The following is a 13,714-nucleotide window of genomic DNA, read 5'->3' on the forward strand; positions in this document are numbered from 1 at the left end:
CGACACGGCCCGTGCGGGGGTGCAGATTTTCACTGCACCCCCGCTTCAGGTGCCAGGTTTTGCCCCGACGCCTACCCTAGTTTTTCTAACTCCCTTTTTTCTGTGAGACGACGATGTTTTCTTCCCTTTCTTCTTCTGCCCTGAACCGCCGCGATGCAGTGAAGTATGCGGCGTTCTCCATCACTTCCGCTTTTCTACTGAGCTCTTGCGGTGTGGGTACTCAGAACCCGGCCGCTTCTTCAAGCACTTCGCAGGCTGTGGTGGATGAGCAGAGCACCCGCACCGTTTTGGAGAACCTGGCGGATCAGCTGCGTTCTTCTATTGCCCCTAATCAGAAGGCTCTGCGCGGCCCCAATAGCGCTGCGGACACCCCCGAAATTCAGCCGATGGTCGACACCCCCACTCCGGCCTTCCCGGTGACGTTCAAGGATTTCAACGGCACTGAGGTGACCGTTAAGTCCGCTGACCGTGTGCTGGCGCTGGACCTGTACGGCACTCTGGCTCAGCAGATGATTGCGCTGGGTCTGGGCGGCCGCCTGGTTGGTCGTGTCACCTCCTCGACTGAGCAGTCGCTGGCTCATCTGCCGCTGGTGACGCAGAACGGTCACGACCTGAACGCTGAGGCGATTCTGGCGACCTCCCCGGACCTGGTGCTGTGGGATAAGAGCAACGGCCCGATTGAGATTGTGGATCAGCTGCGCGCTGCGGGTGTGACCGTCGTGGCATTCGATCATGAGCGTCGTATGGATAAGATCATTCCGCAGCTCAAGGCTGTTGCGCAGGCGCTGGGTGTTCCGGAGGCGGGCGAACAGGTTGCTGCCCGCGTGCAGAAGGACCTGGATTATGCCCTGCAGGTGCTCAAGGATGTTGCCCCGAAGGGTGAGCAGCAGGTGTCGTTCGCGTTCCTGTACGTGCGCGGTACCGCTGGCGTGTTCTTTGTGCTCGGTAAGGGTTCGGGCGCTGATGATTTGATTCAGGCTATTGGCGGCAAGGATGTGGCGTCTGAGCAGAACGCGACGAATATTATTCCGGCGACCAGTGAGGCGCTGGTGAAGCTGAACCCGGACGTCATTCTGACCATGAGCGGCGGCATTAAGTCCACTGGTGGTTTGGATGGTTTCTTGGCGCGCCCGGGTGTGGGTGAGACGACTGCCGGTAAGAATAAGCGCATTATCGATATGGGTGACGGCCAGATTCTGTCCTATGGCCCGAATACTCCGGCGGTTTTGCTCTCGCTGGCTAAGGCTGCGTACTCGACTCCTGCGGGAGCCCAGTAGTGGCTGCGGTGAAGAGTGCGGCGAGTGCACGGGATTATCGTGCTTCGCGTCGGCGTCGTGCCGGTCTGACGTTTACGTTTTTGGCGGTGGCGCTGTGCGCTGTGATGGTGCTGTCTGCGGGTTTGGGCCAGTACAATATCCCGGTTGATCAGGTGGTTGCTTCTGTGGGCCGCCGTCTGGGTCTTGCACCGGAGAACCCGGCGATGCAGCTGGCGGATAGCACCCTGTGGAATATCCGTTTCCCGCGTGTGCTGTTGGGCGTGCTGGTGGGTGCCGCTTTGGGCACTTCCGGCGCGGTGATGCAGTCGGTGTTTGGTAACCCGTTGGCTGAGCCGGGCGTGATTGGTGTTTCTTCGGGTGCGGCGGTTGGCGCGTGTTTGTCGATTGTGTTGAACCTGCAGTTCTTCGGTATTTTCACGACTCCTGCATTCGCGTTTGTGGGTGCGTTGGCGGCTACCGCGCTGGTGTACTTCCTGTCGCGTTCTTCGGGCCGCGCGAAGGTTCTGTCGATGATTTTGACGGGTATTGCGGTGACTGCGGTGGCGAATGCGATTATTGCGTTCCTCATGTTTATTGCTGATACGACGAGCCGCGATCAGATTGTGTTCTGGCAGATGGGTTCGCTGAACGGTTCCACATGGAAGGCTGTGGCGAGCGTGTGGCCGGTTATTCTGATCGGCTTGGTAGCGTGTTTTGTGATGGCGTCTTCGCTGGATGTTCTGGCGTTGGGTGAGCGTGCGGCGCAGCATTCGGGCGTGAACGTGGAGCGTCTGCGTGCGGTGTCTATTGCGGCGACGGCTTTGTTGACGGGTGCTGCGGTGGCGTATGCGGGCATTATTGCGTTTATTGGTCTGATTATTCCTCACCTGTTGCGCATGATTTTGGGTCCGTCGAATCGTGTGTTGTTGCCGGCTTCGGCGTTGGGTGGCGCCTTGTTGATTGCGCTGTCTGATTTGGGTGCGCGTACGCTGGTACCTTTTGCTGATTTGCCGATTGGTATTTTTACGGCTTTGGTGGGCGGCCCGACGTTCTTCGTGTTGTTGCGTCGTTCCCTGGGTCAGGGCGGAGGTGCTTCGTGAGCGAGTTGTTGAGCCTGTCCGGTGTGTGTTTTAACGCTGGTGGGCGTCAGATTTTGAATGATGTGTCCCTGTCGGTTTCTGCGGGCGAGGTTGTTTCGCTGATTGGTCCCAATGGTGCCGGTAAGTCGACTCTGTTGGGTGTGATTGCTGGTGATATTGCGCCCAGTAGCGGCGAGATTCTGTTGGATGGCGCCCCTCTGGGTTCGATTCATGCCCGTCAAATGGCGCGTCAGCGTGCGATGCTACTGCAGAAGTTGAATGTGGCGTTTTCGTATACGGTGCACGAGGTGGTTCAGATGGGCCGTACCCCGTGGAAGGGTACGGAGCGCGCTGAAGAGGATGACGCCGTGGTTGCTTCGATGATGGAGCGTACGTCGGTGACTCATTTGTCTGATCGCGATATTACGACTCTGTCCGGTGGTGAGAGTGGTCGTGCGCATTTGGCGCGTGTGTTTGCTCAGCAGACTCCGCTGATTCTTTTGGATGAGCCGACTGCGGCGTTGGATATTACGCATCAGGAGCAGACGTTGCGGGTGAGCCGTGAGTTGGCTGCTGAGGGTGCCGCGGTGCTGACGGTGCTTCATGATCTGGATGTGGCGGCTGCGTATTCTGACCGTATGGTGTTGTTGCGTGGTGGTGAGGTGGTTGCTTCGGGTTCCCCTGAGCAGGTGTGTTCGGCGGAGTTGTTGTCTGAGGTGTATCAGCATCCGATTGAGGTGTTGAGGCATCCGGTGACGAATCGTTTGTTGATTCTGCCAGAACGCTGAGTCTGCTAGCGCGTTGAGTTTGCTGGCGCGCTGATTTTATAGGGCGTTAGCGAACCATCCCGCAAACACTTTCCACCTCAAAATATGCCAATATTCGCATATATTAAATCTCCGTTCTGGAATGGCTGTAAATATCAGTTCATTACAGGGCGGAGATTATCTTTATCCCCTCCTGCACGGATACACTGAAAGGTAGTGTCCGCAATACTGAACTCTATTCAGTTCAGCATTCCATCCATTCGAGAAAGAGACCCCCGCATGGATCCTCAGCAGAAAACGGCAGCGCCTGCCGTTGCCGGCTACATTCCCGAATATTCTGAAACACCGCATAGCGGATCTTTCGATATTGCCCAGCACGGTTTGAGCAGCGATGATGTTGCTCGCCTGACTGCTGAGGGCAGGGTCAATACCCAGAACAATAAGTCTTCTCGCACGCTGTGGAGCATTATGCGTGCGCACCTGTTCACGGTCTTCAACTTTGTGTTGGGTGCCTGTGGTGCCGTGGTGATCATGTACCAGCGTTGGGCTGATTTGCTCTTCCTGGCGGCTGTTATCGCTAACGTGGTGATTGGTTTTGTGCAGGAGTACAAGGCGAAGCTTGAGCTGGACCGCATCTCCCTGCTGGACCGCTCCCCCGCTACTGCCGTGCGTGACGGCAAGAGCGTTGAGGTTCCGATGGAGCAGCTGGTTGAGGGTGACGTTGTCATCCTCAAGCGCGGCGATCAGGTTCCCGCGGATGCTGTTGTGCTCACCTCCGATTCTTTGGAGCTGGACGAGTCCCTGCTGACCGGTGAGAACGACCCGATTGCTAAGCGCCCCGGCGATATGGTGCTGTCGGCGTCGAGTGTGCTGGGTGGTACCGGCCGCGTCCTGCTCTCTCACGTGGGTGCGAATTCTCGTGCAAGCAAGATTTCTGATGAGGCGCGTCAGTTCTCGCGTATTCAGTCTGAGCTGCGTGATGCACTGAACCGTGTGGTCCGCTGGATTACGGTGGGTCTTGCGGTCATTATTCCTGTGGTGTCGTGGGGTCAGATTCAGGCGGCTGGTGGCCTGGAGACCGTGCAGCAGAACCACCTGTGGGAGCAGGTTTCTATTGCTGTGGTGTCCTCGGTTGCTTCGATGATTCCGCAGGGTCTGGCGCTGATGACTACTCTGGCATTTGCGGCGGCGGCTGTGGCGCTGGGTCGTAAGCACAACATCCTGGTGCAGGAGCAGCCTGCGGTTGAGGTTCTGGCTCGTGTGGATGTGGTCTGCTTTGATAAGACCGGCACCCTGACTGAGGGTGGCGTGATTTTTGATTCGGTGCGCCCGCTGGACACCGTTGCTGAGGCTGAGGGCCCGGATGCTGACTCGGCGGAGCACACTTCTTGGCGTGCTTCTCTGCCTGCCGGTTGGAATGAGGCGCTGGCGTGGTTTGGTCACGATGAGAACGCGAACCCGACCGCTGCGGCTCTGACCGGTGGTTTCTCGGATGCTTCCTCAGCGTCGGTGAGCGGTATTGTGCCGTTCTCCTCGGCTCTGCGTTTTAGCGCGATTGAGTTTAAGGATTCGGGTGCGTGGCTTCTGGGTGCTCCGGAGGCGCTTCTCGCCAAGGGCACCGCTGAGCGTGAGCGTGCCGCTGAGCTGGCGGCGCTGGGTCTGCGCACGATGGTTTTGGCGCATGCTTCTGCGGTGGTTCGCAATGAGAAGGATGAGCCGATTCAGAAGATCCCGTCGGATGCTACCCCGGTTCTGTTCGTAATTTTCCGTGAGAATGTGCGTGCGGATGCGCCTGAGATTGTGGAGTATTTCCACCGTCAGGGTGTGACTTTGAAGGTCTTCTCGGGTGATAACCCGTTCACTGTGGCTGCGGCTGCGAAGACTGCGGGCATGGATACGTCTGCGGGCGCGGTTGATGCTTCGACTCTGCCTGAGGACGGTCCGGAGCTTGCTGAGGCTGCGGCTACTCACAATATTTTCGGTCGTGTGTCGCCCGAGCAGAAGAAGAACATGGTGATTGCTCTGAAGGAGCGCGGCCATGTGGTGGCGATGACCGGTGACGGCATTAACGATGCTCTGGCGCTTAAGCATGCAAGCTTGGGTATTGCGATGGGTAACGCGGCTCCTGCGACGAAGGCTGTTTCTCGCCTGGTTCTTCTGGATGGTAAGTTCTCGTCTCTGCCGGCTGCGTTGGAGCAGGGTCGTCAGGTCATTACGAACATTGAGATGGTGGCTAACCTGTTCTTGACGAAGACTGGTTTCGCGATTCTTCTGGGTGTTCTGTTCAGCCTCTTCGGTTTGACCTTCCCGTTCTTGCCGCGTCAGTACTCGACTGCGGACTTCTTGATTGTGGGTGCGTCGTCCTTCGCGTTGACTCTGTTGCCGAATTCGCGCCGTTACGTGCCGGGCTTCTTGCGCCGCGTGCTGAATTACACGGTTCCGAACTCGATTATTGTGGTTGCGATGCTGTTGGCGGTGACGTTCACGGCTCGCGGCATGGGTGTTGAGGATATCCGTCAGATTCAGACGGCTTCGTTCATCACCCTGGTGATGATGGGTCTGTGGAACTTGGCTGCGGTGGCTCGCCCGTTCAACCGTGCTCGTGTTCTGCTGTTTGGTGCGTTGCTTGCGGTGTTCTTCGCGGCGTTGTTCGTGCCGATTCTGGTGGAGTACCACCAGTTCGTTACTGTGCTTCCGCATCTGCTGTGGACGGCTCTGGGTGCCGGTGCTCTGGGTGCCGCGCTGATTGAGGTGAATGCGCATCGTAATCGCCGTTGGCAGAAGCGTAATTACCCTGAGCTGGAGGTTGCTCCGCTGAATTTCTTCCCGGCTAAGTAGTTAGTCGGAAGGTAGCTGCTTCGGTAGCGTGTGGGCCCCGTATCCTGTGGATGCGGGGCCCTTTCGTGTCTTCATGAGCGCCGTCTTCGAAAGCACCCGGTCCGGGGGCGTATCTGGGCGTACCGGAGGGCTCTGGAACCCTGCCCGAGCCCTACCCGAACCCTGCTGGAGTTCCAGCCGGGAGGCGCCCCGCAATCAGTGCCGAGAGCGTGTCTCAGCTATTCTCAGCTATCACTTGGGTGAAACATTTAACAGCTTCTGATAGCTTTTGCCTCTCACCTTGCTCTTAACCTGGGAAAACCCTTAGAGTTACAGGGAACTATTTGAGAAGGGAAACCTTCTTCAGGGTTGTTACTGGTTTGGCAGGCAAGACCTGAGTTACTCAACACCGTATGGGACGGCAGCATATATCTGCCGAGAATCCCCTCTATTTGCTGTACCGAAGCTCCATAGTGGGCACGAGTGTAGTGCTTCCGGTGGTCGAGAGACTCGGGTCTTTTGTGTTTTCTGGCCGTGTTTTCCGGGGCTTTTTCGGCCACCGCAACGTCAGGTAGGCACAGCCTCCGGCAACAACCGTATAGACATTGACCGCATATCTAAGGAAGTATCGTGAATAACCGCGAACTTGGCGAGAAGATTCTTGACGGCCTGGGTGGCCCCGAGAACATCGCGCACATTACTCACTGTGCAACCCGCCTTCGTGTCACTCCTGTGTCTAACGATGCAGTGCAGAACAAGAAGATTGAGAGCCTGCCCGGCGTTCTCTCTGTGATTGAGCAGTCCGGCCAGACTCAGGTTGTTCTGGGCGAGCGCGTTGAGGCTGTGTACAACGAGATCAACGCTCTGCCTTCTATGTCCGGCCACGCTGAGGGTGACACCAAGGTTGAGGCTGAGGGCAAGAAGTCTGGCTGGCTTACCAACGTCTTCGACGTTCTGTCTGACTCCTTCCGTCCTCTGCTGTGGGCACTTCTGGGTACCTCGATGATTCTGACCCTGATTGTGTTCCTGCAGCAGCTGGGCTTCTTCGGCCAGTACACTGACTTGACCGGTCAGAGCGTGAACATCGACATCATTAACGGTGCTCGTGTGGCTGACCCGGAGGCTGCTAAGGCTCTGAACAACCAGTGGATGCAGCAGTTCGCTTTCTGGTACATCCTGAAGGCTGCTTCGCTGTCGGTTCTGAACTTCATGCCCATCATGCTGGGCGCTACCGCTGCTAAGCGTCTGGGCGCGAACATGTGGGTTGGTGCGGCTATCCCCGCTGCGCTGATGACCGGTACCTTCACCGATCTGACCGCTCTGGCTGACCCCGCCACCAAGATTCTGAATGTTCCGTTCTTCGGTCTGGATCTGCCGCTGTACGCATTCAGCTACACCGGCCAGGTCTTCCCCCCGCTGCTGGCTGTTGCTCTGCTGGCTCCGTTTGAGCGCTTCCTGAAGAAGGTTATTCCTTCGATGCTGCAGATGGTGTTCGTGCCGATGATTTCGGTCATCATTCTGGTTCCGGTGACCGCGTTCCTGGTTGGCCCCATCGGTATTGGTGTGGCTATGGGTATCTCTGACTTCCTGAAGATGGTTAACGACCAGGCTCCGGCTCTGGTTGGTGCTCTGATTGCTGGCCTGTACCTGTTCATGGTTCCGCTGGGTCTGCACTGGCCGCTGAACGCTGTCATGATTAACAACCTGCAGACCATGGGTACTGACTTCATTCAGTCCCCCATGGGTGCTTACAACTTCGCTGTGTTCGGCCTGGTCACCGGTGTGGCTATTAAGGCTAAGCACGACCGCGAGCTGCGCCAGACCGCTGTTGGCGCGTCGATGTCCGGTCTGCTTGGTGGTATTTCTGAGCCGTCCCTGTACGGTGTTGTGCTCCGTTACAAGCGTGTGATTCCGATTATTCTGGTTCCCGCTGTTATTGGTGGCGCTACCATTTCCTTCCTGGGCGTTAAGTCCTACGCATTCGCGTTCACCTCGCTGCTGTCGATTCCGGCTATGCAGCCTTCCTACCTGTACGTGATTGGTCTGGCTATTGCGTTCTTCGGCGCTATGACCGGTGTTCTGATTTTCGGTTACGAGTCGAAGGCTGACGCTGTAAGGCACGCTGCGGAGCGTAAGGCTGAGGATGCTGAGGCCGCTCCCAAGGCTGAGGCTGTTGCTGCTAAGGCTGCTCCGGCTGCTGCTGCGTCTACCGCTGTTGCTGCTGAGGTTGCTGCACCCGCTGCTTCCGCCGGTGAGGTCATTGAGCTGCACTCCCCGATTGAGGGTACTGCTGTGGCTCTGTCTGATGTTCCGGACCCGATCTTCGCTGCGGGCAAGCTGGGCGAGGGTGTGGCTATTGAGCCGACCGGTACCACCGTGGTTGCTCCCGCAGCCGGTAAGGTTGCTGCAACCTACCCCTCGGGCCACGCTGTTGGTCTGAAGCTGGAGAACGGCATTGAGCTGCTGATTCACGTTGGTCTGGATACCGTGAACCTGGACGGTAAGGGCTTCAGCGTGAAGGTTGCTAAGGGCGACGTTGTTGCTGCTGGCGATGCTCTGATTGAGTTCGATCCCGAGGTCATCAAGGAGGCGGGTTACCCGCTGATTACCCCGGTTATCGTGACCAACACCCGCAAGTTCGCTGAGGTGAAGGGTCTGCCGGGCGTTGCTCACCAGAACCTGAGCACTGTCCTGAAGGTGACCACTAAGTAGTTCCCTTTATAGGCTCTAAGGGGCCCCACCATTATGGTGGGGCCCCTTTCCTTATGCCTCCCTTTCCTGATGCCCTGCTTCCTGATGTGCTGATTCTTTAGGCAGGGTTTGCTGGGCAGGTTTTGCTGGGGTTTAGGCACTAGCCGGGGGGGGTATTTCTGCTAGTGTGATAATAAGCTCAACAAGGAAGTTCTCACGTGATAGGGAGTACGATGATGTCTTCTGATACTAGGGTATGGGATACCGAGGTGTGGGAAGAGCAGCAAAAAGAGTTGCGTGCTCTATCTCCTGTTCGGCGCCTGATGCGCCGGCTCAATCTTGAGGCGCTCGTCTACGAGTCCGCGCCGTTTCCCGTTCTGCTGCGCAAGCTCTCCGCGTTAATTCCCGCGTGCCTTCTGTGGTGGGTTATCTACGAGCCGCACCGGCTTGCTTCCTCCGCAAACCTCCCCGAGGGCACTCACGCTATTACGTTGCTCCCCGGAGCCTGGGGCGACCCCGCTACGGGGGCTTATGGAGGTCTTCCTGAGCTGCCGGGGGTCCTCGTGCGCTGGGTACTGTGCATCGCGGCAATGGTGGCTGTCGTTCATCTCTGCGGCGTCAAGGCGAAGGGCCAGAGCTTCACCATTCCTCACGATGCGCGTTCACGGTTGATTGCACTGATGCAGGCGCTGGGCATTTTCGGTGCTTTTGCGCTGGTCGTCTGGATCGAGTACATGATGACTCCGCTGACCCTCATGTTTGAAACCGTGTACGCGGGCCCGACCGCCGTCTATAGCGGCGATGGCATGATTCCCCTGCACCTGTTCCTGTCCTCGTCGTTGAGCGCTATTTTCTTGGGCTATTTTTGTGTGAACATTCTTGCCTCGCTGAATATCCCCGGGTACCTGGGCATCCCCGCAATTATTTACGTGGGGGCGCTCCCTTGGGCTCAGGCGGAGCGGCACCAGTTCACGTTGGCGCTGGCGTGGGTCATTGCGGTGGCACTGGTGAGTTGGCTCGTGCGCGGCATGTGGGGCACTCTGCTCGCCTGCGTTGGCTATTCTCTCTGGATTGTGCTGGTGGCAACCAGCGGTGATCCGTTTGATCTGTCCGCCAATATGAGCCGTGTACTCGTGATTTTGGGTTTCCCGCTGGCTTTCATCGTTGCTGGAGGCGGCATTTACCGCATCTTCTATCTGCGGCAGAACCCGAAGATGTTGAGGTACCTGCAGGAGCGTGCCCTGTACCTGGGCGAGTGGTAGCAACCGGTTAGGGCGGTGTTCCCCTAGTTTTTGTAATTACATATCCCGCTAAAGGGCACAAAAAATCCCGGGCACTCTCTCGTGAGAGTACCCGGGATTTTATTGTCCTATAGGACGGCTAGAGCGTTACCGTAAGCGGTACTACTCCTGCCAGCCAACGTTGACCCAGTAGTCAGCGCTGGTGTAGCTCTGCTTGAACAGGGACGGACCGTAGTTCGCAACCTTAGCCTTGACAGCGGCGTACATCGGGCCGTTTGCGTAGGGCAGGTACACTGCGACCTTCTCGTAGTAGAGCTTCTCCGCCTCGTTAGCGATCTTGATGCGCTCGTCTTCCTTCTCGGTGTTCTGCAGCTTCTCGATGAGCTTATCAACTTCGGGGTCACCGACTCCGAACACCTCGGTGGTGAAGAAGTAGGGTGCCGAGGAAGCCAGGTCGGGCAGAACGCCCCAACCGGTGAAGATTGCTTCGTAGCTCTTCTGGCCGAGCACGGAGTTGGAGTTCGACTGCGGCTGGTTGTCAGCGCTCAGGCGGATACCTGCGGACTTCAGCTGCTGCTCCAGAATCTGGTAGACCGCCTGGTAGACAGCCTCGGAACCGAAGGAGGTCAGCGCGAAGCCAGCAACCTTGCCGTCCTTAGCGTAGTAGTCGCCGGACTTGGAGTAGCCTGCTGCCTCCAGAATCTTGCCAGCTGCCTGTGCACCGGTGTCACCAGCGTAGTTGTTCTGGTAGCCCTTCTGGAACGGCATTGCGATGATGGAGCCGGGCAGCGGCTCGGTCCAGCCGAGCTGCGAGAAGTATGCCTTAGCAATCTGCTCGCGGTCCACAGAAGCGAGGATTGCGCGGCGCAGTGCCAGGTCCTCGATGCGCTTGGGGTTCAGCTGAATGATGTTGACGTTGGTGTTCTGGCTCTGGCGAATCTCGGTGCCTGCCTGGCCCTTCACAGCGTTGTAGCTGGTTGCGCCAACGAAGGTAAAGGCGTCCAGTTCGCCGTTCTTGAAGCTTGCACGGATTGCTTCGGAGTCCATCTGACGCCAGATGATGCGGTCCAGCACCGGCTTCTCGCCCCACCACTTGTCGTTCTTGACCAGGGTGAGCACCTTCTGGGAGGAGTTCCACTCGCCAACCTTGAAGGGACCTGCCCAGTACTGGTCGAGGGGCTTGTCAACGAAGCCTTCGTTGAAGAGGTTGACGTCTTCCAGGGCGGGGTGGATTGCGAAGGCGCACAGACCCTCGGAGGGGTAATACGGAGCCTTCATGGTGACCTTGACGTGGAAGTTGTCGCCGTCCACAGCCTCGATGCTCTCAACCTGCTGCCACATGGTGTTATCGGTGATGTGGTAGGGGTTGTCGGTGGTTGCGCGGTAGACCTTCCACACGGCGCGAACAGCGTTCACGTCCATGGGGGTGCCGTCGTTGAAGGCAGCCTTGGGGTTGATCTTGAAGGTCGCGGTCTGCACGCCATCGACGGTCTCGGTCTTGTGCTCGGTGCAGAACTCGGGGTTGAGGGTACCTTCGCCTTCGGGGCTCATGGTGTAGAAGCCCATCACGGCGGGAATGTTGCAGGGTGCCAGAGCGTCCAGGTTGCTGGAGGTGTAGCCGCTCTGGGTCTGCAGGTTGAAGTTGGGGCCCAGGGCGGTAGCCGCGAGGGTCAGGGTGCCACCCTGCTTGAGGGAGGAACGGTCCTGCTTGTTGACCTGAAGGTTCTTCAGAATATCTTCAGCGTTGTTAGCGGCGCTACCGCCAACCTTTTCCTTCGAGCTGCCGCAGGCAGCCAGTAGACCAACGGTGCCGAGGGCAACGGTGCCGGTCAGGAGGGTACGGCGAGAGACAGACATGCTCTTCATGGAATTTCTCCTAGAGTATTCGCAGTGTTGTGGAGGCGGTACGCGAACGGTGCGCAACTAACACTCCAACCCGGCGGGAGGACAGTCTCTGCCGGGGTTGCGGGCAGAATGCCCACATTTGTTTTAAGTATATCCGTGCGACTCTCTTAGGAACGGGAAAGCGGCGTGCTACAGAAGGTTTTAATCCTTTTGTAACACGCCGCTGTAGCGCTTTTACCCCTTATGGAGTGTGTGAGCGGTGCTCAACGCTTAGTTTTGCTTCTCCCAACCGACGTTGATCCATACGTTCGGGTTGTAGTAGGGCAGGCCGAAGAGCATGGGGCCGTAGTTCGCCAGGCCCTTACGGCACGCCTTGAAGTTCGGGCCGTTGTGGGTGGGCACGTAGATGGCGACCTCGTCCAGGTGGCGCTTCTCCAGCTCGTTCATGATCTTGAGCTGTTCCTTCGGGTCCTCGGTGGACATCATGGTTGCTGCCAGCGAGTCCAGATCCTTACCGTGACCGTTGTTGGTCTCGGAGATGTAGAAGTAGTTCGCCGCATCCACCGGGGAGGTGGTGATGCCGTAGCCACCGGTCTTAATCGCGAAGTTCTTCGAGGAGATGATGCTCGACATTTCAGAGGCACCGTGGTTCTCGATGGTCAGTTCAACGCCGATTTCCTTCATCTGCTGGACGAGGAACTGCGCGGTGGAGCTGACAACCGGGTCGCTACCGAAGGTGATGACCGGGTAGGAGACCTTAGCGCCGTCCTTGGTGTAGTAGTCACCGGACTTGGTGTAGCCTGCGTCCTCAAGGATCTTGGTAGCGACGTCCTTGCCGAGCTTGGTCGGGTAGTTGTCCTGGTAGCCTTCCTGCATGGGCAGCATGCACATGGAGCCGGGCAGGGTTTCCTTCCAGCCGAGCTTCTCGTAGCGCAGCTTCTGCAGCTGCTCACGGTTCAGGGCTGCAACGAATGCGCGGCGGACGGGCAGGGGCACCTTTTCGGGGTTGATTTCGTAGTTGCCCACGCTGAGAGCGCTACCCTTGCGAATGTCGGTGTTTGCCACGCCGGAGAGCTCGTTGTAGGAGCTGAGGGTGCTGGCGTCCACATAGTCGATTTCGCCGTTCTTGTAAGCTGCCTGCTCTGCCTGGGAGCTCATTTCACGCCAGGTGATGCGCTCAAGAGCGGGCTTGGTGCCCCACCACTTCTCGTTGCGGACGACGGTGAGCACCTTGGAGGAGGAGTTCCACTCGCCGACCTTGAAGGGGCCTGCCCAGTACTGGTCGAGGGGCTTGTCGTTCAGGCCGTCGTTGAAGAACTTGGGTTCGACGAATGCCGGGTGCAGGAAGGAGGTGAAGCTGCCTTCGATGGGGTACCAGGGCTTGGACATGGTGACCTTCACGTGGCGGGTATCGCCGTCCACAGCCTCGACGCTTGCGACCTGCTCCCAGATGGGCGAGGGGGTGATCTGGTAGTCCGAACCGGATGCCGCGGCGGTGTAGATGGTCTGGTAGCTCTTGACGGCGTTCACGTCGATGGGGGTACCGTCGTTGAAGGCTGCCTTGGGGTTGATCTTGAAGGTCACGGTCTGCACGCCATCAACGGTCTGCGCCTTGTACTCGGTGACGTAGTCCTGGTTCATGTGCGACTCGCCGCGGAAGTCAGCGTAGAAGCCGCCGGTGAAGGCGGAGTTGATTGCCGCCTGAATATTCAGGTTACCGGCGGTGTAGCCGTTGGTGTTGAGGATGTTGAAGTTCGGGCCAATGCCGTCTGCGCTCAGTCGCAACTCGCCGCCGTCCTTGAGGGCGGAGCGGTCCTTCTCGTTGTAGGAGACTGCCTTGGACAGGTCGTCGCCGGCGGAGAGAGCGCTGTTCTCGTTCTTGGAGGAGTTGCCGCCGCAGGCTGCGAGCAGGCCGACGGTGCCCAGGGCAACGGTGCCGGTGAGCAGGGTACGACGGTTGAGGGTGAAAGTGGTCATTAGTTTTCCTCAGTTAGGTGGGATGCTGCTTTGCTGTACGC

The 13,714-nt window shown here is 58.1% G+C and carries 8 protein-coding genes; 6 read left to right on the forward strand and 2 right to left on the reverse strand.

The features are described from left to right. The first annotated feature begins 113 nt into the window (after positions 1 to 113). The 6 genes from RM6536_RS02880 (at position 114) to RM6536_RS02905 (ending at position 9,872) form a co-directional block, all read left to right on the forward strand. On the forward strand, positions 114 to 1,277 hold the full coding sequence (locus RM6536_RS02880; protein ID WP_060823963.1) for a heme/hemin ABC transporter substrate-binding protein: 1,164 nt from the start codon (positions 114 to 116) through the stop codon (positions 1,275 to 1,277). After that, complete coding sequence (locus tag RM6536_RS02885; protein ID WP_060823964.1) at positions 1,277 to 2,356, forward strand: FecCD family ABC transporter permease; 1,080 nt, start codon at positions 1,277 to 1,279, stop codon at positions 2,354 to 2,356. Before RM6536_RS02880 ends, RM6536_RS02885 begins: the two co-directional genes overlap by 1 nt. Further along, on the forward strand, positions 2,353 to 3,123 hold the full coding sequence (locus RM6536_RS02890) for a heme ABC transporter ATP-binding protein (RefSeq protein ID WP_060823965.1): 771 nt from the start codon (positions 2,353 to 2,355) through the stop codon (positions 3,121 to 3,123). Before RM6536_RS02885 ends, RM6536_RS02890 begins: the two co-directional genes overlap by 4 nt. 258 nt (positions 3,124 to 3,381) lie before the next feature. Next, positions 3,382 to 5,940 (forward strand): HAD-IC family P-type ATPase, encoded by a 2,559-nt coding sequence (locus tag RM6536_RS02895; protein ID WP_060823966.1) that lies wholly within the window; start codon positions 3,382 to 3,384, stop codon positions 5,938 to 5,940. 609 nt (positions 5,941 to 6,549) lie between these two features. Next, positions 6,550 to 8,631 carry a glucose PTS transporter subunit IIA gene (locus RM6536_RS02900; RefSeq protein WP_060823967.1) on the forward strand — a complete coding sequence of 694 codons (2,082 nt, stop codon included), beginning with the start codon at positions 6,550 to 6,552 and terminating at the stop codon, positions 8,629 to 8,631. Between the two features lie 212 nt (positions 8,632 to 8,843). Then, the gene (locus tag RM6536_RS02905; RefSeq protein ID WP_231917987.1) at positions 8,844 to 9,872 is read left to right on the forward strand and encodes a dihydrodipicolinate synthase; all 1,029 of its coding nucleotides are present in this window, start codon (positions 8,844 to 8,846) and stop codon (positions 9,870 to 9,872) included. Between the two features lie 141 nt (positions 9,873 to 10,013). On the opposite strand, the gene RM6536_RS02910 is transcribed toward RM6536_RS02905, so the two are convergent. Next, a complete protein-coding gene (locus RM6536_RS02910) occupies positions 10,014 to 11,717 on the reverse strand; it encodes an ABC transporter family substrate-binding protein (protein WP_060823969.1) in 1,704 nt (567 codons plus the stop codon). A gap of 249 nt (positions 11,718 to 11,966) precedes the next feature. Beyond that, positions 11,967 to 13,673: an ABC transporter family substrate-binding protein gene (locus RM6536_RS02915; protein ID WP_060823970.1), complete on the reverse strand. Its 1,707-nt coding sequence runs from the start codon at positions 13,671 to 13,673 to the stop codon at positions 11,967 to 11,969. Positions 13,674 to 13,714 lie beyond the last annotated feature (41 nt).

The organism is Rothia mucilaginosa, from assembly GCF_001548235.1.
In the GTDB taxonomy this organism is placed as follows: Bacteria; Actinomycetota; Actinomycetes; order Actinomycetales; family Micrococcaceae; genus Rothia; species Rothia mucilaginosa_B.

Bases quoted from the DNA above. Each gene is read 5' to 3' on its own strand.
- RM6536_RS02880 (WP_060823963.1), top strand. From the start codon at position 114: ATGTTTTCTTCCCTTTCTTCTTCTGCCCTGAACCGCCGCGATGCAGTG.
- RM6536_RS02895 (WP_060823966.1), top strand. From the start codon at position 3,382: ATGGATCCTCAGCAGAAAACGGCAGCGCCTGCCGTTGCCGGCTACATT.
- RM6536_RS02905 (WP_231917987.1), top strand. From the start codon at position 8,844: ATGATGTCTTCTGATACTAGGGTATGGGATACCGAGGTGTGGGAAGAG.
- RM6536_RS02910 (WP_060823969.1), bottom strand. From the start codon at position 11,717: ATGAAGAGCATGTCTGTCTCTCGCCGTACCCTCCTGACCGGCACCGTT.
- RM6536_RS02915 (WP_060823970.1), bottom strand. From the start codon at position 13,673: ATGACCACTTTCACCCTCAACCGTCGTACCCTGCTCACCGGCACCGTT.